Raw genomic sequence first — 21,306 nt, 5'->3', positions numbered from 1 at the left:
CCCCATGCGACTCCACCCCCGAGCACTGTTGCGGCGAGCAAAAGAGATCTCGTGATCTCACGTGCCATTTCGGTCCACCACGCTTTGTCGGCTGTCCGAACATTTCGCCTGGAATGTTGGCGGCGTGTTCACTCGAAACCGTTATATGTCGGCAGTGGGAAGATGTGCGTTTCGCCCGTCTCTTCCTTACCGAATGCTCGCCGATCGTTCTCTGTATGTTGACGATCGGCCGCATCATGACCGCCATCATCGCCCGCCGCGGCCCGGAGGCCAGCAACATCATCGCCAAGGTCGCACCTCCGGGCGCTCAACCTGGACCGAGTTTTCGTTGGCATGCCAGACAGCCCTACAGGGACGCCAACAAAACGGACATTCAACTACGAAACCCGCTCTTCGAGCTCGATCGGGGAGTATGCGAATCGAGGCCTGGCGGCAGTCACTGTGGGTGACGGTGGCAAGTGGTGATCATCCCGGATACGCAAGGTCCGTGGCTCTCGTAGATCATGGCTGTTCTCTACGCAGCCGATCTTCAAGAGACCACGGACGTGAACAACTCTGTCGAGACATCCTCTGACGCGACGCTGCTGCTGGGCCTGGGGGGCGTGGCGGTGATACGGGTGGAGGTAGACCAGGACGGACACCGGACGGTGCACGTGAGCACCGATGACGAGAGTGCAAAGGCGTGCCCGGCCTGCGGGGTGTTCGCCACCAGGGTCAAGGAATGCGTGGTCACCTTCCTGCGTGACCTGTGCGTGGGCGGAGAGCCGATCAGCCTGCGCTGGCACAAAAGGCGCTGGGTCTGCCGCGAGCGCGCCTGCCCGCGTGACTCCTTCGCCGAACAGATCGGCCAGGTCGGCGCGAGGATGCGCACCACGTTGCGGCTGCGGCGCTCGTGCGGGCGGGCCATCGCCGACGGCGGGCGCACCGTCTCCCAAGCCGCCCGCGATCACCGGGTCTCCTGGCCGGTGGCGATGCGCGAGCTGAACGCCTACGCCGACCGGGTGCTGCCCGAGCAGTCCGAACCGACCGGCGCGATCGGGATCGATGAGATCCGCCGCGGCCGGCCGTGCTGGGAGCAGAACCCCCGACACCGGCAAATACCGGATGATCGCCGACCGATGGCACGTCGGCTTCACCGACCTGACCGGCGACCAGGGCCTGCTGGGCCAGGTCGAGGGCCGCGTTTCCACCGTGGTGGCCGCCTGGCTGAAGGCCCAGCCCGCCGCCCGGCGTGGCGCCATCACTCATGTGGCCATCGACATGTGTGCCATCTTCCGCTCGGCGATCCGCGCCGCGCTGCCGCACGGCTTCCGCAATCCCGTCAACTAACGAGTCCGGTCACGCTGCGCAACCACTCGCGGAAGCAGAAACCGAGCCATCCTCGCTTAATTTCGAAGACCCGGTATTGCGGAACTCCTTCCGCTATTCCAAGCCAAAACAGAACTAAAGTGAGATGCCAAGCCAAAGAAGACCCTTAGCAACAAAAGAGTTCCAAAGGAATAAGCCGGAACGGCATCGCGAAGGCAGAAGCCCCCACGATGCCGTTCTTTTGTCACATCAGGCTAGAGCGTTTGAAGTTGGGAGTTACGCTACGTAAGTGTCTCCTGCTGGTGGCGTGACGACTGTTCGCTGGGGTCTATTTCGGTGACCCCGCCCTGTTGTCCGATCCGGCCCGCGACTCGGGTCACTAATCGTTTTCCTCTGTTTCCTCTCGAATGTTTTCGATTATCACCGAGTTTATATTGTCCAGCTGTGTCACTGTCAAATCTTTGATTAGCTGCTCCACTTTGTTCGAGTCGTCGGCGCTGGCGGCTGTGGCACACAAAGCGAGAGTGCCACCGGCGATCGCGGTTCCTAGCGCCATGCCAGCGAGAAGCCTTTTGCGTCTGGACATTGCATGTACTCCTTGGTGAGATTTGGTTTCCCGAGCTGGTTGGCCATTCTCCACTCAACAGGGAATATCCTTCGTATCCCTATTGTCATCCTGCGCTTCTTGATGCCCGGGTGGATTCTGTCGTAAACGAGAGGTTCCCCACCTTTGATCTATTCTTGTTATTTTATAGACGTCCCGATTCAATTAATCATGTGTTTATTGTTATATATATAGATAAGATGCACTTTGTCCGCATTGACCCGTAATCACCCCACCGCTGCGGGGAATCTCGGAAGGAGCCTGGTGCCACCAGACACAACGAGGGGGTCGCCGGACCATTCCCTCGTGCCTGCGCTCACGAATCTAGAATCGCCAGTCGAATTCCAAACGCTGTTCGATGGTCGGAAGCTGCTTTTCCGTTCGCATCTTCTTGTCCTTGATCCATCCATACATGTTGCGCGGCACCCCGCTGGGTGGTGGCTGGACGGATATTTCGCGTACGGCGGCTTTGATTGCCCTGCGCCTGCGATCGATTGACCAGTCTTCCCATACTTCGGCGATTGTCTGATCTGCCGGAATGCCGGTGCCGGCACCGGCATAACCGGGTCTCCGTTGATGGGGACGTCGGACCCGGACATGCGAAACCCGTGGCTCTTGTGGATCATGACTGTTCTCTACGCAGTCAACCCCCAAGGAACCACGGGCGTGCACAACCCTATCGAGACCTCCACCGAGGCGACACTGCTGCTTGATCTGGAGGGCCTGCACGTGGTCAAGGTCGAGCGCGACCACGACGGCCACCGGATCGTCCACGTCGTCACCGCCGACGAATCTGCCCGTGCCTGCCCGACCTGCGGCGTCTTCTCCGTCACAGCCAAGGAACGGGTGGCTACCCGGCCACGGGACCTGTGCGCGGGCGGCTACCCGTACACCCTGCTGTGGCACAAATTCCGGTGGAGCTGCCGCGAACCGCTGTGCCCGCGAGGCTCGTTCACCGAGCAGATCCCGCAGGTCAGCGCCGGGATGCGGACGACCGCCCGGCTGCGCCGCGCCTGTGGACGCGCGATCGCCGACGGCGGCCGCACCGTCACCCAAGCCGCCCGCGATCACCGCCTCTCCTAGCCCATCGCGATGTGCGAACTACGCGCCTACGCCACCGAGGCACTGCCCGACCAGCCCGAACCCACCCCCGTGATTGGCATCGACGAGATCCGCCGCGGCCGCCCCCGCTGGGAGCAAGACCCCGACACCGGGAAATACCGGCTGGCCGCGGACCGCTGGCATGTCGGCTTCACCGACCTCGCCACCGGCCAGGGACTGCTTGGCCAGGTCGAAGGCAGCGTCTCCACATCAGTGGCGGCCTGGTTGAACGCCCGCCCCGAGGCATGGCGAACGGCGGTCACCCACGTGGCGATCGACATGTGCCAGACCTTCCGCTGCGCGGTCCGCGCCGCCCTGCCCCACACGATCACCGTGGTTGACCACTTCCACCGCGTGCAGCTGGCCAACGGCAAGCTCGCCGACCTGCGCCGCCGCCTGACCTGGAAGATGCGTGACCGTCGCGGCCGAACAGGAGATCCCGAATACGACCACTGGCGGCAGCTGCGCTCCAACCTCGAAGACCTCACCGACGAGCAGATCGCCATCCTGGAACGCGACCTGTCACGCTCGCCGAGACCGTCGCCTCCTGGTGGAACGAGATCGAGGCGCTCCTGCTCACCGGGATCACCAACGCCAAGAGCGAGGGCACCAACCGCGTCATCAAGCTCGAAGCCCGCTGCGCATACGGCTTCCGCAACCCGGCCAACCAATGCCTCCGGTCACGGTGCGCAACCACACGAGGGAGCCGAAACCGTGCCATTCCCGCTTAACTAATAGTGCGGTATTAACCCGTATGTCGATATGTGGAACAGATCGGATAACCGCATAGGCAAAGGCGGATGTGGCGCGGACATCTTTGTGTCACCATTCCGCTTCTTTGCCATCATTGCATGTTTGTCAGCGCCTTCGATTTTGTGTGGCCGGGTATCTTCGCACTTGCATCGCACGGCAACGCGGTGTCCCGGAAAACCGATTCCGCAATGGAGGGAAATCAATTGGTTTCTCGTATGAGCGGCGCCGCCTCACGCGCGAGCGCCACCGGCCGCCTGTTGACGTGGGCCGTCGCCACAACGATGGCCTGCGGAGCTGTGGGACTCTCAAGTGCGACGACATCCGCCCACGCATCCACGGGATCGACGGAGGGCGCTGCCAACGAGCAGGTAACTCGGGAGAGCGCGCCATGGCTCGACTCCACGTTCGTGGAACTCCGGGGCACCACGGACACGTATCAGCGCCAGCTCTTCGCCGTCGCGGCCGAGCGCGGTGTCCCGTGGGTCTACGACTCGCGCCTGCCTGCCGGGCAGCGGTGGCAAAGCCTCAGGAGAGTGCCGGGAAGCAAGGGCAGTTACGTGTTCAACGTCTCCGTCGCGGGTGATCAAAAGAGCCTCGACGGTAACGGAGACGTCCAGCTGCTGATCAGGGCGCGGACCGCTAGCGGTATCTGGGAGACGCGCTGCGGTGTCCAGGCCAAGGGAACTGCCCCATCCGCTCCTGAGGTGCCGGTGCTGTTCCCGACGGCCGGCCCCCTGACCAACTGCACTCCATGGGCGGCCATCTATCCATAAGATCACGATCAGGGCGGGCGGTTCTCGGTATCGATATCGAGAACCGCCCGCCCTGGCACATGATTAAGCCGAGGTACCTGTGTTTCGTTTCGGCGTCGCCTCGCCGGAGCGTGCGACCTTTCTGCCGACACAGGCACCTCGGCCGCGGTTCACGCCGACCGGGTTCCGGTGGTATGACCCGCCCTGCGGGCGCTCAGCACGCTACTGCCGAGCATTGCAGGATTACTTCTCTCCCCCTTCATCAGTCATTGAGGAAGGAGTCGAACGGGAACTGGCCATGGCTTTGCTTGTGGGTCTGCTTCTGGTGATGACTCTGCCTCTGGCTCTGCTGGTTGTTGTTGTGGATCCAGATGCGTACCTTCTGCCTGCCGTGATGGCGGTTATTGTCGCCCCAGCCGTGGCCCGTGGCGAAGCCGCCCGCCACCGAGGTGACTGCAGAGCCCGTGGCGGCGTTGGCGGTCGAGGAGCCGGCCAGCGCCGCAATGGCGCCGGACACTGCGGTGACGACGGCGAGAGCCGCGGCGGTCTTGAACTTGGGCATTTTCCCCCCCAAAGGTTCTGTTGCCCCTGTTTTCCATATTTTCCGGACTACGTGGAAAATATCGCGGATGATGGCTAATGTGCCATCTGTCCATTTTGTTTCCCGGGCGACTCGGACTAAACGGACTTCGCGGCAATTTACTCTTCTTCGACGCTCTCATCGCCTTCTTTGGGCGTTTCGCGGAGTCAGATGACTGGTCCGTAACGCTTCCGTTGTGGGTGTGAGGCGGGAAACCTGTAAACGCACAAAAGCGCTCTCGACAGCGAAATGTCGAGAGCGCATGGTTGTGCGATATGGGTTCTGTGGAGAAGCGTCCTCGAGCTTCTCTAGGTGGGTGCCGGTAAAAGCGGAGTGCCTGCGTTCCGCATCGGGTCATCGCTTCGGTGAAGCGGATGACGCCGCTGCGGGACACAGGCAGTCTGGTGCGCCTCGCGGCGACCAGGATGTGGTCGCCTGATCGCCGCTCGACGGTTCAACGCGTTCATGCAGGGCGCTTCTCGTTAGGGGGTATCGCGTCAGGCTTCCCCCTCAGTGGCTACGGCGCCGGCGGGTAGGCGTCGGCGTCGGCCTTGTTCTTTGCCTTCTGCAGCTGGGCCTGGAGCTCGGCCTGCCTCTGGTCCTGCTTTTCGGCCTGGTTCTGGGTCTGGTGGTTGTTGTTGTGGATCCAGATGCGAACCTTCTGCTTGTTCCTGTGGCGGTGCTTGCCGTGGCCGCCGCCCCAGCCCCAGCCCCAGCCCCCGTGCCCGCCGGCGACGAAGCCATCGCCCGGCGTGGCGTTGGCAGGTGAGGAGGTGGTAAGCGCGGCAGCGCCGGTCATAGCTGTGCTGGCTGCGAAAAGAGCCGCGATGGCAGTCTTGAACTGACGAAGCAGCTACAGAGAACGCCGCCCCTCCGACAAGGGCATCCGACACGCAGGACCGCCCACCGTCGCGCTCTTGCCGCGGCAATCTCGAACCAGAGCATGATCGTTAACTAAACGGCATTGGACCCGGTCGAGCACTCATTATGGCGTGATTAGTTGAAGTAAGGCACAGCCATACGACTATCGACATTCCAGTGCCGGGGGGCGCAATAATTTCCTGCAGCCCTTGTTCATCATGAATCAGGGAGCAATCCAGACAATTCGTCCCATTTCACCTGCAAGCCTCGAGAAGGGGTAATAAAGCGCTAGAGTAGAGTAAAGTACTACAAAGTTTGTTTACGTGACGATCGCTCTGGCAATAAACCGTACGGATGGCGCATTAGCCATCATGTACGATGTTTTCCAACCAGTCCGGAAAATATCGCGAAACTGGAGCGACTGAACCCTGGGGGAAACTCAATGCCCACGTTCAAGAGTGTCATCGCGGCTCTCGCCGCCAGCACCGCTATGACCGGCGCCGTCGTTGCGCTGGCCGCCTCCACTGCCCACGCCGCGCCCAGCAGCGGTTACACCATGGGCAAGAACCAGTTCCTGAACCAGTTCCCGAACCGGCCCCTGATCGAGCCACCGGAGAGCGGAGGCGACGGCGGTTCGGCCGCCGCCGCCGCCGCGTGCGAAGGTTCAGTGCTTTGCTGCCAGGAAGTACCGGAAGGTTCAGCCGCAGCTGCAGCCGCCGCCGGAGCGTGCGAAGGCGACGACGACGGCGACGCGGCCGCGGCCGCCGCCGCGGGCAACGCGGCCGCAGCCGCCGCGAGCTCCGCGTGCGGAGGTTCAGCCGCAGCCGCAGCCGCCGCGAGCTCCGCGTGCGAACGCGACGACGGCGACGCGGCCGCAGCCGCCGCGAGCGGAGACGACGAGTAACCCAGTCCATCCTGTCTGCGTCGATCCATCGCGGAGCGGCAGCGGGCCGGCGACGGAGGTGCAAGCCCGGCTTGATGTGTCCCTGCGCCCCGGCAGGCTCCACGATGATTGGACGCCGAGGGTCACAGCCGAGCTCTCCTGGATCGATGATCATCTGCACTTTGTATGCGTGCAGGACCGGAGAGAAAGACGGACGCCCATCCTGGAGAGATCCCGCACACCGACCACGCAGAAAGGCCGCCCCTGGTGAGCGGGGGCGGCCTTTCAAGATCTCTCATCACAGAGATGGGGGAGATGGTACCCCGGGCTCCTGAGGTTCCTTCGGCCGAGGGATTCCCAAGTCGTCGAAGTAGTCGTTCAGTGCATCCGAGATGAACGGCCGGCCGCCCAGGTCCTCCCGCAGGGCATCCCTCGACGAGACGCGCTCGTGTGTTCCGAGTCAGCCGCACCATGGTCAGCTTGCCACCGCCCATGTTGTTCTTCTTCGGCGCGGGGATCTTCAGTTCGGCGTCCTCGGGCATCTCCTTCGGGATGCCGAGCTTGTCGCAGTAGGAGTTGATGGCGTCTTCCCAGATGTCCCTGACGCCCTTGCCGGTGCGGTCGTGTGCCTTCGTCATGCGGTTATCGGTGGCTTGATCCACGCGGGTGCCCGTGTTGTGCAGGCTGGTCCAGGTCGCGACGCGCCCCCGGACGGGAGTGGCGGTGCGTCGAGGCGTTGGCGGTTCCGCTGACGTTCCTTCGTCTGGCTCAGTGGAAGCGGCGTTGCGAGGGTCGGGCCTCTTGCGGGGCGGCCTGATGGCGTGCTCCGTGGCGTGTGGCTGACTGGTGTTGACCCCAATGCCGTTTAGTTAACGATCATGCTCTGGTTCGAGATTGCCGCGGCAAGAGCGCGACGGTGGGCGGTCCTGCGTGTCGGATGCCCTTGTCGGAGGGGCGGCGTTCTCTGTAGCCGCTTCGTCGGGTGCCTTTGACGGCTCGGGGGTAGCTGCGGTGCCGGCGGGGGGGTTGCGATTGCGAGGCCGGCCGGCCTGGTGGACGGTGCGCGTCCAGAGGGTGCCGTGGTGTGCAGGCGGAAAGACCGCCCGGTCGGTGACTGAGCGGCGCACGATGCGCAGGGTGGCCAGGAACTTGATCCCGTCGGGGTCGACCCCTGCGGTGGTGGCCGCGACGCAGATCAGGGTGGCTAAGGCCCAGTGGGTGAGGAGGTAGGCCCAGGTCTCCTGGCGCGCCAGGTCGGGAGTGCGGGACCGTAGAGTCCGGCCCGGCCCGCGCAGGTGCGTCTTCAGCTGGTCGATGCCGGTTTCCGCTTCCCAGCGATCATGGTAGCAAGCGGCTCTGGCGGGCGTCTTCACGCAGCCGGTCCTTCTGCGACCTGTGCAAGCCGACCACGGGGTTGGTGATGACCGCGAGCCAGGATCCGTCGTCAAGGTCACACAGCCAGTACGGGCGGAGCCCGGCCTGCACTCGCCACAGCAGCTGGGCGCCGCTACGGCGGGCCTGACCCCAGGCATAGAAGCTGTAGAAGCCGCGATCGGCGAGCAGCAGCATGTCTTCCACCAGCAGCTCGTACAGGGAGTAGGCCAGGGTCTGTTCACCGTCCCAGCAGCCCGACACATCCGCCGCGACGATCGCGTGACGGCTCTGCACGCGGCGCGAAGTCGCTGGTGGCCGAGTCCATTCCCACCGCCCGGCAAGCAGGCTGCACCGGCGCCCTGATCCTCCGCGGCGACTCGGCGTTCTACAGCGCTGAGGTCGTCGCCGCCTGCCGCGCCCAGGACACGCGGTTTTCGATCACGGCCAAGCTGGACCGCAAGGTCAAGGCAGCGCTCGCCGCCATCGATCCAGGTGCCTGGACACCCATCAAATACCCGCGAGCCGTCTTTGATGAGCAGGCCGGCGGCTGGGTGTCCGACGCCGAGGTCGCCGAGACCTCCTACACCGCCTTCACCAGCAAGAAAGGCAAGCGGGTGACGGCCCGGCTCATCGTGCGGCAAGTCAAGAAGAAGCTCGATCCGCCCGCCGCCGATGGTCAGGGCGAACTGTTTCCCGCCTACCGCTATTACCCGATCTTCACCGACAGCCCCTATACCCTGCTCCAGGCGGGGAGCAGCATCGTGATCACGCGGTGCAGGAGCAGGCCAACGCCGATCTCATCGACGGTCCGCTCGCCCAGCCAGGACTGGACCGTCAACCAAGGGTGGATGCTGGCCGCCAACCTCGGCCACGACCTGGACTGCTGGGTACGTCTGCTGACCCTTCACGATCAAGACGATTTGGAGCGCGCCGAGCCGGACACCATGCGCTACCGGCTCTACCACCTGCCAGCCCGGTTGAGCACTCACGCCCGGCGCCGGCACCTGCGGATCGAGCGCAGCTGGCCCTGGGCACAGGCATTCGTCCTGGCCTGGCAGCGCCTCACCCAGCTACCCGCCCTCGCCTGAGAGCCGGACCTCGCCGCAACGATCAGGAAGGAGCCCAGCCCGGGCCCGTAGAACCCGGCGCCCCCGCAGCGTCATGCGACGGCCCACCCCAACCGCATCGGGGACATTACGGGCGAACCGCGGTGCCTCTCACACAACACAGCCCGCTGACGAATCGAGGCTAAATCGGAAAAGGCGGATGTTGTGCAAGCATCTTTTGTATCGCCATTCCGCTTCTTTGCCATCATTGCGCATTTGTCTCTGCGTTCGCGATGTCCCCGAAAAAACCAATTCTCGCAATGGAGGGAAATCAATTGGTTTCTCGTATGAGCAGCGCGGCCTCACGCGGGCGTCACCCGCCGCCTGCTGACGTGGGCCGTCGCGACGACGATGGCCTACGGGGCCGTGGGACTCTCAGGTGCGACGACCGCCCACGCAGCCACCGGATCGAAGGGGGCCCCTGCCCACCAGCAGGAAGTTCCGGGGAGCGGACCTTGGTACGACTCGGCGTCCGTGGCACTCCGGGGCAGCACCGCGGGCTCATATGAAGGCCGACTCTTCGCCGTCGCGGCCGACCGCGGTGTCGCGTGGGTGTACGACCCTCGCCTGCCTGCCGGGCAGCGTTGGCAAAGCCTCAGGAGAGTGCCGGGAAGCCAGGGCAACTACGTGTACAACGTCTCCATCGCGGGTGATCGCGGCGGTCTCGATGGTACCGGCGACGTCCAGTTGCTGATCAGGGCGCGGACCGCTGCCGGTGTCTTCGAGACGCGATGCCATGTCCAGAACGGAGGAACTTCCTCAGCAGTTCCTGCGTCGCCGGTGCTGTTCCCGATCAGCGGTCCCCTGACCAACTGCACTCCATGGGCGGCTGCCCAACCATGAGGCACTATCAGGGCGGGCGGTTCTCGTATCGTCGATATCGAGAACCGCCCGCCCTTGTTGAGCTGGATTCCCATCACGGGATCGTATGGTCGCCCACATCAGATAACCAGCTCGCATAATCAACGACGGCGCCGACCAGGTGCATGACCGGCCCTGGCGCATGATAAAGCCGAGGTGCCTGTGTTTCGTTCCGGTATCGCCTCGCCGGAGCGTGTGGCATGTCTGCCGACACAGGCACCTCGGCCGCGGTTCATGCCGACCGGGATCCGGTGGCATGATCCGCCCAGCAGTCGCTCAGCACGCTACTGCTGAGCGTTGCTGGATTACTTCTCCACCTCAGTCATTGAAGAAGGAATCGAGGAAGGACGACTGGCCTTCGCTCTGGTGGTGCTTCTGCTTCTGGTACGCGTGCTGCTTCTGGTTCTGCTGGTTGTTGTTGTGGATCCAGATGCGTACCTTCTGCCTGTTGTGGTGGCGGTTGTGGTCGCCCCAGCCGTTGCCGGCAACGAAGCCGTTGGCCATCGAGGTGACCGCGGAGCCCGTGGCGGCGTTGGCGGTAGAGGAACCCGCCAGCGCGGCAACGGCGCCGGACACGGCGGTGATGACGGCGAGTGCTGAGACGGTCTTGAACTTGGGCATTTTTCCCCCCAAAGGTTCGGTTGCCCCTGTTATCCATATTTTCCGGACTGCATGGAAAATATTGCGGATCATGGCTAATGTGCCATCTGTCCATTTTGTTTCCTGGGCGACTCGGACTAAACGGACTTCGCGGCAATTTACCCTTCCCCAACGCTCTCATCGCCTTCTTTGGGCGTTTCGCGGAGCTAGATGACTGGTTCGTATCGCTTCCCCCTTGTGGAGTGATGCGGAGACCTGTAAACGCATAAATGCGCTCTCGACAGCGAAATGTCGAGAGCGCATGTTCGTGTGATATAGATCCTGTGGAGAAGCGTCCCTCGAGCTTCTCTCGGCGGGTTGTTGGTAAAAGCGAAGTGCCTGCGTTCCGCGTCGCGTCACCGCTTCGGTGAAGCGGATGACGCCACTGCGGGACGCAGGCACTCTGGTGCGGCTCCGGCGGACCAGGATGCGGTCGCCTGACCGCCACTCGACGGTTCAATGCGCTCATGCAGGGCGCTTCTTGCTAGGGGATTATCGCGTCAGGCTTCCCCTCAGAGGCTACGGCGCCGGCGGGTAAGCCGCGGCCGCGGCTGCGGCTGCGGCGTCGGCGTCGGCGTCGGCCTTGTTCTTGGCCTTCTGCAGCTGGGCCTGGAGCTCGGCCTGCTTCTGGTCCTGCCTTTCGGCCTGGTTCTGGGTCTGGTGGTTGTTGTTGTGGATCCAGATACGAACCTTCTGCTTGTTCCTGTGGCGGTGCTTGCCGTGGCCGCCGCCCCAGCCCCAGCCCCCGCCGCCGGCGACGAAGCCCTCGCCCGGCGTGGCGTTGGCAGGTGAGGAGGTGGTAAGCGCGGCAGCGCCGGTCATGGCTGCGCTGGCTGCGAAAAGAGCCGCGATGGCAGTCTTGAACTTGGGCATTGAATTTCCCCCCAAAGGTTCTGTTGCCCCTGTTCTAAATATTTTCCGGACTGCGTGGAAAATATCGCGGATAGTGGCGATTGCACCATCCGTTGCATTTCATATTTCCCGGCCGACTGTCAGGTAAACGGGCTTCGTGGCGTTTTGCTCTACTCTGACGTTCTCATTGCTCTCATTAAGCATTTATGAAATGAGTTGATGCGGTTTGTCCGAATTGCTCTTAATGTGGCGTAGCGATCCGCCGTTGAGACGTGTAAATGCGCTCTCGCTGACCAACGCGGCGAGGGTGCGCCTCGTTGGGTCCCGCGATTCGTTGTATTGCTGGCAAGCTGGACTTATCGATCTTGGACTGCTGTTGCGGCGCGTCCGGTTAGGAATGGCTTGGCCGGAGTTGTTGCCGGCGGGCCCAGGCGTCCAGTCGTTTGATTGCTTCCTGATCGGGACTGCCGTATGGGGCGGTGAGCAGCACGATGGCTTGTTCCTGATCGTCGATGCTGGTCAGGGCCTGCCAGTCTAGGCTGAACTCCCCGACGACGGGATGGCGGAGGAGGCTGCGGCCGGAGGTGTGCACGGTCACCAGGTGATCGGCCCACCAGGTTCGGAAGTCCTCGTCCCGTACCGACAGCTCGCCCACGAGTTCTTGCAGCCGGGGCTGATCGGGGTAGGCTCCCGCGGCCATGCGCAAGCTGGAGACCGCTTCTTGCGCGCGGGCGCGCCAATCGGCCTGCAGAGACCGGACGTGATCGTCGAGGAAGATCAGGCGCACGTAGTTGCGGTGGGCCGGCTTCATGGCGGCCAGGTCGCCCAGCAGGGCGGTGCCCAGCAGGTTCCAGGCCAGGATGTCCAGGTAGCGGCCGAGTACGAGGGCGGGGGTGTCGACGAGGTTGGCCAGCAGCCGGGCCGTCTGCTGGGTGATGCGCTGGTCGGCCTCACCGGACTGCTCCTGCGCTTCGGGGTAGGCCAGCTGGAATAGATGCCGTTGTTGATCGTCGTTGAGACGCAGCGCGCGGCCGATGGCGTTCAGGACCGACCGGGAGGCGGTGCGTACCCGGCCCTGCTCGAGGCGGGTGTAGTAGTCGGTGCTGATCCCGGCCAGTAGGGCCACCTCTTCCCGGCGCAGGCCTGGAACCCGCCGGGGGTATGGCGGTTCGGGCAGGCCATGCTCGGCTGCGCTGACGGCGGCGCGTCGGGCGGTGAGGAAATCGGCCAGCGGTCCCCTGGAGGAGGCAACCTCAATGCTGTCCATATCCGTCGATGATTGCACCGGTGCGGAGAAATTTCCTTGGAAGAGTCTTCCTAGGAATAACCGATCCCTGCAGCTCAGCGGCGTGATATGCGAGGGTGGATTCTGGAGGGAAGAGTCGGCCTTGCGGTGCCGGAGGGGGGTTGTGAGGCCGCCTTCCCTCTCTTGCGCCTGGAGCCGGAGCGGCTGTCAACGGCGGTCGGCCTCGCAAGCGGCCCCAGGCTCTCGTCGAGAGCCTGGGGATCCGGATGACGGCGAATGTGTGCTGCCTGATCGCAGTAAGTGAAGCAGAGTGCCAACGTCGCTCTTGGGCGACACGGGCACTCGGTTACGGGCTTCACGTCACTCGGGACACGGTCGCAAGAGTCCCGCTTGGACCGTTCGGCGCACTGTGCGCTCGCCTCAAGGGCTGCCGGTCGCCGTGTTGTCGGCCGTGTTGTCGGCCGTGCTGTCCGCCGTGTTATCGGCCGTGCTGTCCGCCGTGTTGCCGGCCGTATTGTCCGCCGTGTTGTGCAGGGACTGATTCTGATTCTGGTTTTCGTCCTCGCGGGGCTTCTGGCTCTGGCTCTGCTGGTTCTTGTTGTGGATATGGATATAGATCTTCAGCCGGTAGCGGCCGTGGCGAATCGTTCCGCTCCATCCACAGCGCTTGCGGCAGGCGGCCAAATAGCCGGCCGCAGTGGTGGTGGCGGCGGAGGCGGTGGTCGCGCCGGCAGCAGAGGTGGTGGTTAGCGCGTCCAGACCCGCGACGGTGCCGGCCATGGCGGCGCTGAGGCCGAGGCCTGCGACGACACTCTTGAACTTGGGCATTGGAATCCCCCCAAAGGTTCGGTTGCCCTGTTCTTGACGTTTCCCGATTGATCGACAAACACCGTGGATGGCTGGCTAATGCGTCATCCGTGTTCATTCTTGTTTCCGGGTACTAATGTCGCGTAACGGGCCTCGTGATGTTTTGCTCCCCACTAACGCTCTCGTTGCTATTATTCGGTAACTTTCACGTAAGTTGAGATGCTTTGTCCCTTTTGGTGCGGTGGCCGTCCGTCCGCTCCGTGGAGCCGGGAACGCATGAATGCGCCCTCGGCGGTGAATTGCCGAGGGCGCATGTGGTGCGATCCGGTGGCCTGAGCGCTCGGTGGGTGTCCTTTCCTGATCTGGCTCTTGAGTCAGTGCCGGTGCTCCGTGTCGGCGTACTGCATCGGCTCGTCGGTTCGACGCTGCCCGATCACACTTACGGACTTCGGTCACGGCTCACGTCAACCAGGATGCCTTCGCAGGACCGCCTTTCGATCGCTCAGGACCTTTCCGTCGATCGCTCCAGGGTCACTGCCTGGAGCTGTCAGTCATCGTCATCCTCGAGGAAGTTGAACGGGAACTGGTCCTGGCCCACCTCGTGCTTCTGGGCCTGTCGCGAACCCTGGTTCTGGTGCTGCTGGTTGTTGTTGTGGATGTGGATCTTGATCTTCTGCTTGTGGCGGTTGTGGTGGCGGCCCCATCCGCCGCCGCCCCATCCGCCGCCGCCCCATCCCCAGCCGCAGCGCTTGCGGCAGCCGGCGAGGAAGCCGGTCGTGGTGGTGGCGCCGGAGGCGGCGGAGGCGGTCGTCGCGCTGGCGGAGGCTGTGGTCAGCGAGCTCATGCTGATGGCGCCGCCGGTCGCTGCTGTGCTGAGTGCCAGCCCTGCGACGATTGTCTTGAACGTGGGCATTGAGTTCCCCCCCAAAGGATCGATTGCCCTGGTTCCCGACATTTTCTAGTTGATCGGAAAATGTCGTGGATGGCGACAATGCGTCATCTGTCCCTTTGATGTCCGATGCGAAGGTTCTACAAACGAGCATCGAACGGTTTTGCTATACACGAACGCTCTCATTGCTCCCATTAAACTTAAATCAAATGAATTGAGATGATTTGTCCGACTTCCTCGGCGGGCGGCGGCGATGCGGCACTCTCTATGCCCCATAAAATGGCGATAAGTATGAAATGTCCGATATGGGGCTGTCTGGTGCGGCGGCATGGTTATCGTGGGGGTTAACGACAAGCAGCGTGGGAGTGACGACGAGGAGGAGGCATGGCAACCAAGCCGATCCCGCACTGGCCAGGACGCATGCTGGGCTCAGTGCACGTCAGGTCCACCCCCGGGGGACCCGCCGAGCAAGCGGTGTTCGTGCACGGATTGGCCGGCTCAGCCACCAACTGGACCGACCTCATGGACGAGCTCAAGGACACGGTCACCGGCCACGCGCTCGACCTGCCGGGCGCCGGATACTCGCCCGAGCCCGACGACGGCGACTACACGGTCGCCGGGCAGGCCAGGGCCGTGATCAGCCTCATGGAGGAGACGGGCCCCGCCCACCTGTTCGGCAACTCCATGGGCGGCGCGATCGCCGTCAGGGTCGCCGCCACCCGCTCCGACCTGGTCCGCTCGCTCACGCTCATCTCGCCGGCCCTCCCGGACCTGCTGCCCAGATATGGCCCCATCCGCGTGGCCGCCGCCGCGATCCCCATGCTGGGTGAGTGGGTGGCGGGCATGATGCGCATGGTCCCGGCCGAGCAGCGCGTCCACGCCACCGTGTCCATGGTCTGGGCCGACGCTAACGCCGTCCACCCGGTACGCCTGAGCGACGCGATCAACGAGCTCCGCAGGCGCGACGACGTCCCGTACGCCGGAGCGGCGATGATCGGCGCGGCCCGGGGCATCGTGGCCGAATACTTCCGCCGCGGTGAGGACAACCTCTGGCGCCAGGCGGCCAGGGTCCAGGCGCCGACCCTGATCATGCACGGCCGGCGCGACCGCCTGGTCCGCCCGGCCATGGCCGCGAAGGCGCTGCGTACGTTCGCGAGCGCCAGGATCGTGTTGCTGCCGACGGCGGGTCATGTGGCGATGATGGAGCTGCCGCAGGTCGTGGCGGCCGAAGCACGCCGTCTGATCGGTGAGACTCGATTGGGGAATGCCCCACTCGCCAGCTAGGTTTCAAGGTGAGGACAGGGATCCCCTGGATAACGGGAGCGTAGAAAGTGTCGTTGCCACCGCTGGTCGAGCCGGCCGCAGAGCTGACCGTCGACGAAGTGCGCCGCTACTCGCGTCACCTGATCATTCCCGACGTGGGCATGGCGGGGCAGAAGCGGCTGAAGAATGCCAAGGTGCTGTGTGTGGGCGCCGGGGGCCTGGGCTCGCCCGCGCTGATGTACCTCGCGGCGGCGGGTGTCGGCACCCTCGGCATCATCGACTTCGACGTGGTCGATGAGTCCAACCTGCAGCGGCAGATCATCCACGGCCAGTCCGACGTGGGCCGGCTGAAGGCCGAGAGCGCCGCGGCGTCGGTCCGCGAGATCAACCCGCTGGTCGACGTCGTCATTCACAACACGGCGCTGACCACGGAAAACGTCATGGAGATCTTCTCCGGCTACGACCTCATCGTCGACGGCACCGACAACTTCGCCACCCGCTACATGGTGAACGACGCCGCTGTGCTGCTCGGCAAGCCGTACGTCTGGGGCTCGATCTACCGCTTCGACGGCCAGGCCAGCGTGTTCTGGGCCGAGCACGGCCCCTGCTACCGCTGCCTCTACCCGGAGCCCCCGCCTCCCGGCATGGTGCCCTCGTGCGCCGAGGGCGGCGTGCTCGGCGTGCTCTGCGCGTCGATCGGCTCCATCCAGGTCAACGAGGCCATCAAGCTGCTGACCGGCATCGGTGACCCGCTGGTCGGGCGGTTGATGATCTACGACGCCCTGGAGATGAAGTACCGCGACGTCAAGGTCCGCAAGGACCCCGAGTGCGTCCTGTGCGGCAAGAACCCGACGGTCACCGAGCTGCTCGAGGACTACGAGGCCTTCTGCGGCGCGATCTCCGACGAGGCCGCCGAGGCCGCTAGCGGCTCCACGATCACCGCGCTGGAGCTCAAGGACATGCAGGAACGCGGCGACAACATCTTCCTCGTGGACGTGCGTGAGCCGAACGAGTACGAGATCGTCTCGATCCCCGGCGCCACGCTGATCCCCAAGGGTGAGTTCCTCAACGGCTCGGCCCTGGAGAAGCTGCCGCAGGACAAGCGCATCGTCCTGCACTGCAAGTCGGGCGCGCGCTCGGCCGAGGCCCTGGCGGTCGTGAAGAACGCCGGGTTCTCCGACGCCGTCCACGTGGGTGGCGGCGTGCTCAGCTGGGTCAAGACCGTCGACCCCAGCCTGCCCAGCTATTAAGCATCTTCTGGCGGTGCTCTGCCGGACGCCCCGGTTAAGGTCGATGGCGTGAACCCAGCCCGCCCCTGGCCGACCCTGGTGGTGGCCTCCGCGCTGACCCTGGTCTGCGCGGTGGCCGCCGGGGTCGCGGGCAGCGCGGCGGGCACCGAGCTCACCCGCGGCCCGAGCACCGCCGAGCTGCACGCGGCGGCCAAGCGGGAAGTCGCCGAGCGCTGGCGCACCTGGCCCGCGGGACGTATCTTCCCCGCCACATTGCCGTACTCCGCCGAGCAAGGCGGGCAGGAGCGGGCCAGCAGGATCGGCATCTCCCCGCACACCGCGTGCGACTCCGTGGACGCCAAGGCGGCCAAGGCCCTGCGTAAGGCGGGTTGCCGCGGCCTGCTGCGCGCCACCTACATCGACGCGCTGCGCGGCGTGCTCGTCACCGTCGGCGTGGCGGCCCTGCGGGACGAGCTGGGCGCCGTGCGGGCCAAGTCCGCGTTCGCCGACAGCGGCAAACCCGTGCCCGGGCTGAGCCCGCTGGCCTTCGGCAACACGATCGCCCACCGCTTCACCCCTGCCGTGCGCCAGGCCGGGTCGGTCCGGCAGGCGGGGCCATACCTGGTGCTGACCACGGCCGGTGAGGTGGACGGCCGGCCGGGGAGCGCGGTCGGCGAGTCGCGCCCGGACATCTTCGCCTTCGCCACCGAGATCTCCGAGCATGTGCTGACCGATCTCAGCACGCCCAGGATGCCCGATTGCACCGCAGAGGAATGGCAGTGCTGAGCCAGGGCACTCGAGCGACTGTGCTGAGACGCGTGGTGTCGGCGGCGGTGGCCGGGATGCTGCTGTTCGTGGCCTCGCCCGCGCGGGCCGACGATGTGCGTGGGGGGCAGCGGCAGGTGATCAAGACGCTGGAGCTGACCCAGGCGTGGCGCGTCAGCAAGGGCGTCGGGGTCACGGTGGCGGTGCTCGACTCCGGCGTCGATCCAGGCCATCGCGACCTCATCGGCTCGGTCCGGGTGGGCAGAGATTTCACCGCGGGCGCGAATCCGCCCGGGGTGGGTCCGCGCAGGTTGCACGGCACGTACATGGCCTCGCTGATCGCCGGGCACGGTCACGGCCGCCAAGGAAAGCTGGGGATCATCGGCGTCGCGCCCGAAGCGGACGTACTGTCAGTAAGGGTCATTCTCGAGGACGAGGAGCCGGGTTTCCGGGAGTTCAACTCAGCGGAGCGCTTCGAGAACGTCGTGGCCCGAGGCATCAGGTACGCGGTCGACGAGGGGGCGGACGTGATCAACATGTCGATCTCCAAGGAGCTGGCGACCCGGGAGGAGCGGGCGGCCATCCGCTACGCCATCTCCAGGGGCGTCGTGCTCGTCGCGGCCGCGGGCAACGACGGCGACCGGAAGATCGACCGCGATTTCGCGCCGTACTCCTATCCGGCGGCGTTCCCGGGGGTGGTCTCCGTGGGGGCGACGGACCGGCGGTTGCGGCGGGCCACGTTCTCCAACTGGAACTCTTCGGTGCAGGTGGCCGCGCCCGGCGTGGACATCATGGGCGCCGGACCAGGCGACGAGTACTGGGTCGGCAGGGGGACCTCGCAGGCGACGGCGCTCGTATCCGGCGTCGCCGCCCTCATTAAGGCGAAATATCCGGACATGTCGCCGCCGCTCGTCGCGCAGGCCCTCACCGCCAGCGCCACCGACCGCCCGCCCGGCGGCTACGACACGGCCACCGGCTTCGGCGTTGTCAATGCCGCCCGCGCCCTGGCCGAGGCCGGCCGGTTGGCAGGGCACACCGAGACCGCGACGGGCGCCGGGGCGCAGGACCCCGCCAAGCCCGTGGCCGGCGGCGGGCGGGCCGGTCCGATCAAGGTCATCGTCAGGGACGACGAGCGCGTCAGGGTGTACGCGGCCATCGCCGCCGCGGCGGCCGCAGGCGCGATCGCGTCGCTGACCGTCATATTCATCCTGGTCAGACGCGTGCGCCGGGCGCACAGCTCGCAAGACGCATGATCTCTCCACTAAAGGGGACGAAATAGACAGGCCATGAACGCAGGAAGAGGCGGTGGTGAAGGCACGTAGGTCGATCTCAGGGCTGCCGCGCTCCGGAGGCGAATCCGCCCCGGGACGCAGGAACCCACTCGGCGCCACCACCGGCCGCCGGTCACGCGTGCGTGCCTGGCCGGCCGCGAGCTCCCGCAGGAGCGCGGACGCCAAGCAGCGCGCCGAACTCGACGCGCTCCAGCAGGGCGTCCGCTACCGGCGCATCTTCGTGGCGCTGCTCGGCGTCATCATCACCATGTCCGCGGCCGTCGTGCTGCTCGGCACGATCGGGCTGCTCGACGAGACGCGGGCGCGCCCGCTGACCGCCTCGGAGCAAAACCAGTACAAACAGGAGGAGATCGCCAGGCGCTGGCAGGCGTGGCCGGCGACGGGCGTCTTCCCCGAAGAGGTGAAGTACCTCGGGCTCGACCGCGCCCAGCAATACGCCAGGCGCGTCGGCATCGCCCCCGAAACCGAGTGCGGCAAGGGCGTGGACGCCTCCGTGGCCGGTGTGCTGGACAACCACGGCTGCGTCACCATGCTGCGGGCCACCTACATCGACCAGACGGCGTCGTTCGTCTTCACAGTGGGCGTGGCCGTGCTCAAGGACGAGGCGTCCAGAGTCTCGGCCACCGAGGAGCTCACCCAGGACGACCGCGTCGGCGTGCTGCCCGTCGCCTTCCCCGGCACCGTGAGCGAGCGGTTCGGGCCCGACCAGCGGCAGCGTACGAGCTGGGTCGGCGCGGGACCGTACATCGTGTTCTCCACCGCGGGCTACGCGGACGGGCGGACCCGGGCCTCGATCCCGCCCGAGGAGATCCTGCACCCCGAGCTGTGGCCGGCGGCCAAGTCGATCGGTCACCAGATCGCCTACTTCCTCGCGGATCCCCCGAAGGTGCCGCCCTGCACGCAGGGGAACGTGTGCTGACCGCCATACGCGCGATCGCGGCCACCCTGCTGGTCTTCGCGGGACCGAGCGCCGACCCGGTCAGGGAGCAGCAGCAGTGGGTGCTCGACGCCCTCAACGTCCAGCAGGCGTGGACCGTCACCAAGGGGGCGGGCGTCACCGTCGCCGTCGTGGACAGCGGCGTGGACGCCGAGGTCAAGGAGCTGAAGGGACGTGTCAGCGCCGGCCCCGACATGACCTCAGGCTCGATCGTCCGCAACATTCCGCCCGGCAGGCACGGCACCGCCATGGCCGGCCTGATCGCCGGCTCCGGCGAGGACGACGGGCTGGTCGGCGTCGCGCCTGAGGCCCGCATCCTGTCGTTGCCCATGGTCACGGACGACGAACCGGATATGGAGTTCGGCGTCCCGCCCATGGAGGACGAGCAGATGGCCGCTGAGAGCCCGCTCGCCCGCGCCCTGCGGTACGCGGCCAACCACGGCGCCAAGGTCGTCAGCATGTCGATCGGGTCCTACGGGCCGAACAAGTCCGAGCGCGAGGCCGTCTCGTACGCGCTCAGCAAGGGCGTCGTGCTGGTCGCCGCCGTGGGCAACGACGGCCAGACCGGCTACGCCAGGGACAAGGGCACCTCCTACTGGAGTTTCCCGGCCGGCTACCCCGGCGTGATCGGCGTGGCGGCCACCGACAAGCAGGGCAGGAAGGCCACGTTCAGCAGCGACAATCTGTCGGTGCTTGTGGCCGCGCCCGGCGTGGAGGTGCCCGTGGTCAAGCGCAAGAGCGGCTACGAGCTGTCGGAGGGCACCAGCTCGGCCGCCGCGCTCGTGGCCGGGGTGGCCGCGCTCATCAAGTCCCGCTACCCGAGCCTGCCGCCCGAGCAGGTCGCCCAGGCGCTGTCCATGAGCGCGCGGGGCCGGCCCGCCGCCGGATACGACGACCAGACCGGGTTCGGCGTGGTCGACGCCGCCGCCGCGCTCAACGCCGCCGAGCGGCTGACCGGCGTGCAACGCAGCGTGGGGGAGTCCGGCAAGGAACACTTCGGCCAGGGCGAGGACTCGCCCGTGCCGACCCGGCCGGGACCCGACCCCTGGCACCTGTGGGTTTACGGGGGCGGGGTGCTGCTCGCGCTCATCACGTTCTGCGGCGCGATCATCGTGCTCAACCAGCGAAAGGAACCGTGAGAAGGGCCTGGACCAGGCACTACGGCGGGTTTCTCGTTGGCAAAGAGATCCGCTAGGGTCCCCCG

General features: G+C 65.5%; 22 protein-coding genes and 1 pseudogene. 13 read left to right on the top strand and 10 right to left on the bottom strand.

The window, feature by feature from the left end; all coding sequences use genetic code 11:
• Nucleotides 1-503 precede the first annotated feature (503 nt).
• Nucleotides 504-758: pseudogene (locus tag Q9G87_RS61105) on the top strand (hypothetical protein); the annotation flags it as partial.
• A 286-nt stretch (nucleotides 759-1,044) separates the two neighbouring features.
• Nucleotides 1,045-1,329 (top strand): transposase, encoded by a 285-nt coding sequence (locus Q9G87_RS52435; protein ID WP_305924204.1) that lies wholly within the window; start codon nucleotides 1,045-1,047, stop codon nucleotides 1,327-1,329.
• Nucleotides 1,330-1,687: 358 nt separating this feature from the next.
• On the opposite strand, the gene Q9G87_RS52430 is transcribed toward Q9G87_RS52435, so the two are convergent.
• Nucleotides 1,688-1,894, bottom strand: coding sequence for a hypothetical protein (locus Q9G87_RS52430; protein WP_305924203.1), 207 nt, complete (start codon nucleotides 1,892-1,894; stop codon nucleotides 1,688-1,690).
• Nucleotides 1,895-2,578: 684 nt separating this feature from the next.
• Here Q9G87_RS52430 and Q9G87_RS52425 point away from each other — a divergent pair.
• From Q9G87_RS52425 to Q9G87_RS52415, 3 genes are all read left to right on the top strand, one after another.
• Nucleotides 2,579-2,995 (top strand): transposase family protein, encoded by a 417-nt coding sequence (locus tag Q9G87_RS52425; RefSeq protein WP_305924202.1) that lies wholly within the window; start codon nucleotides 2,579-2,581, stop codon nucleotides 2,993-2,995.
• A 9-nt stretch (nucleotides 2,996-3,004) separates the two neighbouring features.
• On the top strand, nucleotides 3,005-3,748 hold the full coding sequence (locus Q9G87_RS52420) for a transposase (RefSeq protein ID WP_305924201.1): 744 nt from the start codon (nucleotides 3,005-3,007) through the stop codon (nucleotides 3,746-3,748).
• A gap of 116 nt (nucleotides 3,749-3,864) precedes the next feature.
• Nucleotides 3,865-4,539 (top strand): hypothetical protein, encoded by a 675-nt coding sequence (locus tag Q9G87_RS52415; RefSeq protein WP_305924200.1) that lies wholly within the window; start codon nucleotides 3,865-3,867, stop codon nucleotides 4,537-4,539.
• Between the two features lie 241 nt (nucleotides 4,540-4,780).
• Here the strand turns inward: Q9G87_RS52415 and Q9G87_RS52410 are convergent, their stop codons facing one another.
• Complete coding sequence (locus Q9G87_RS52410) at nucleotides 4,781-5,080, bottom strand: hypothetical protein (protein WP_305924199.1); 300 nt, start codon at nucleotides 5,078-5,080, stop codon at nucleotides 4,781-4,783.
• Nucleotides 5,081-5,615: 535 nt separating this feature from the next.
• Nucleotides 5,616-5,897, bottom strand: coding sequence for a hypothetical protein (locus Q9G87_RS52405; protein ID WP_305924198.1), 282 nt, complete (start codon nucleotides 5,895-5,897; stop codon nucleotides 5,616-5,618).
• 504 nt (nucleotides 5,898-6,401) lie between these two features.
• On the opposite strand from Q9G87_RS52405, the gene Q9G87_RS52400 reads away from it, so the two are divergent.
• Nucleotides 6,402-6,863 carry a hypothetical protein gene (locus tag Q9G87_RS52400; protein ID WP_305924197.1) on the top strand — a complete coding sequence of 154 codons (462 nt, stop codon included), beginning with the start codon at nucleotides 6,402-6,404 and terminating at the stop codon, nucleotides 6,861-6,863.
• A gap of 848 nt (nucleotides 6,864-7,711) precedes the next feature.
• Here the strand turns inward: Q9G87_RS52400 and Q9G87_RS52395 are convergent.
• Together Q9G87_RS52395 and Q9G87_RS52390 are read right to left on the bottom strand one after the other, a co-directional pair.
• Nucleotides 7,712-8,215 carry a hypothetical protein gene (locus tag Q9G87_RS52395; protein ID WP_305924196.1) on the bottom strand — a complete coding sequence of 168 codons (504 nt, stop codon included), beginning with the start codon at nucleotides 8,213-8,215 and terminating at the stop codon, nucleotides 7,712-7,714.
• Nucleotides 8,181-8,510 (bottom strand): hypothetical protein, encoded by a 330-nt coding sequence (locus Q9G87_RS52390; RefSeq protein ID WP_305924195.1) that lies wholly within the window; start codon nucleotides 8,508-8,510, stop codon nucleotides 8,181-8,183. The genes Q9G87_RS52395 and Q9G87_RS52390 overlap by 35 nt, the downstream gene beginning before the upstream one ends.
• A gap of 17 nt (nucleotides 8,511-8,527) precedes the next feature.
• Here Q9G87_RS52390 and Q9G87_RS52385 point away from each other — a divergent pair, with 17 nt between their 5' ends.
• The gene (locus Q9G87_RS52385; protein ID WP_305924194.1) at nucleotides 8,528-9,304 is read left to right on the top strand and encodes a transposase; all 777 of its coding nucleotides are present in this window, start codon (nucleotides 8,528-8,530) and stop codon (nucleotides 9,302-9,304) included.
• Between the two features lie 1,197 nt (nucleotides 9,305-10,501).
• Here Q9G87_RS52385 and Q9G87_RS52380 read toward each other — a convergent pair.
• The 5 genes from Q9G87_RS52380 to Q9G87_RS52360 all read right to left on the bottom strand — a co-directional run bounded on the left by Q9G87_RS52380 (nucleotide 10,502) and on the right by Q9G87_RS52360 (nucleotide 14,640).
• Nucleotides 10,502-10,804 carry a hypothetical protein gene (locus Q9G87_RS52380; protein WP_305924193.1) on the bottom strand — a complete coding sequence of 101 codons (303 nt, stop codon included), beginning with the start codon at nucleotides 10,802-10,804 and terminating at the stop codon, nucleotides 10,502-10,504.
• Between the two features lie 537 nt (nucleotides 10,805-11,341).
• Nucleotides 11,342-11,695: a hypothetical protein gene (locus tag Q9G87_RS52375; RefSeq protein ID WP_305924192.1), complete on the bottom strand. Its 354-nt coding sequence runs from the start codon at nucleotides 11,693-11,695 to the stop codon at nucleotides 11,342-11,344.
• A 370-nt stretch (nucleotides 11,696-12,065) separates the two neighbouring features.
• Nucleotides 12,066-12,941 (bottom strand): helix-turn-helix domain-containing protein, encoded by an 876-nt coding sequence (locus Q9G87_RS52370; protein WP_305924191.1) that lies wholly within the window; start codon nucleotides 12,939-12,941, stop codon nucleotides 12,066-12,068.
• Nucleotides 12,942-13,340: 399 nt separating this feature from the next.
• The gene (locus Q9G87_RS52365; RefSeq protein ID WP_305924190.1) at nucleotides 13,341-13,748 is read right to left on the bottom strand and encodes a hypothetical protein; all 408 of its coding nucleotides are present in this window, start codon (nucleotides 13,746-13,748) and stop codon (nucleotides 13,341-13,343) included.
• Nucleotides 13,749-14,274: 526 nt separating this feature from the next.
• Nucleotides 14,275-14,640 (bottom strand): hypothetical protein, encoded by a 366-nt coding sequence (locus tag Q9G87_RS52360; RefSeq protein WP_305924189.1) that lies wholly within the window; start codon nucleotides 14,638-14,640, stop codon nucleotides 14,275-14,277.
• Nucleotides 14,641-15,000: 360 nt separating this feature from the next.
• Here Q9G87_RS52360 and Q9G87_RS52355 point away from each other — a divergent pair, with 360 nt between their 5' ends.
• From Q9G87_RS52355 to Q9G87_RS52330, 6 genes are read left to right on the top strand one after another with little or no spacing between them, the layout of a single operon-like run.
• The gene (locus Q9G87_RS52355) at nucleotides 15,001-15,900 is read left to right on the top strand and encodes an alpha/beta fold hydrolase (RefSeq protein WP_305924188.1); all 900 of its coding nucleotides are present in this window, start codon (nucleotides 15,001-15,003) and stop codon (nucleotides 15,898-15,900) included.
• 47 nt (nucleotides 15,901-15,947) lie between these two features.
• Nucleotides 15,948-17,129, top strand: coding sequence for an adenylyltransferase/sulfurtransferase MoeZ (gene moeZ / locus Q9G87_RS52350; protein WP_305924187.1), 1,182 nt, complete (start codon nucleotides 15,948-15,950; stop codon nucleotides 17,127-17,129).
• A gap of 48 nt (nucleotides 17,130-17,177) precedes the next feature.
• Nucleotides 17,178-17,894 (top strand): hypothetical protein, encoded by a 717-nt coding sequence (locus tag Q9G87_RS52345; RefSeq protein ID WP_305924186.1) that lies wholly within the window; start codon nucleotides 17,178-17,180, stop codon nucleotides 17,892-17,894.
• 20 nt (nucleotides 17,895-17,914) lie between these two features.
• Entirely contained in the window at nucleotides 17,915-19,126 is a 1,212-nt protein-coding gene (locus Q9G87_RS52340) for a S8 family serine peptidase (protein WP_305924185.1), read from the top strand.
• A gap of 55 nt (nucleotides 19,127-19,181) precedes the next feature.
• Nucleotides 19,182-20,084: a hypothetical protein gene (locus tag Q9G87_RS52335; protein WP_305924184.1), complete on the top strand. Its 903-nt coding sequence runs from the start codon at nucleotides 19,182-19,184 to the stop codon at nucleotides 20,082-20,084.
• Nucleotides 20,078-21,241, top strand: coding sequence for a S8 family serine peptidase (locus Q9G87_RS52330; protein ID WP_305924183.1), 1,164 nt, complete (start codon nucleotides 20,078-20,080; stop codon nucleotides 21,239-21,241). The genes Q9G87_RS52335 and Q9G87_RS52330 overlap by 7 nt, the downstream gene beginning before the upstream one ends.
• Nucleotides 21,242-21,306: the final 65 nt, after the last annotated feature.

The organism is Nonomuraea turcica (genome assembly GCF_030718205.1).
Taxonomy (GTDB): domain Bacteria; phylum Actinomycetota; class Actinomycetes; order Streptosporangiales; family Streptosporangiaceae; genus Nonomuraea.
This window is presented reverse-complemented; position numbering and strand designations above follow the sequence as displayed.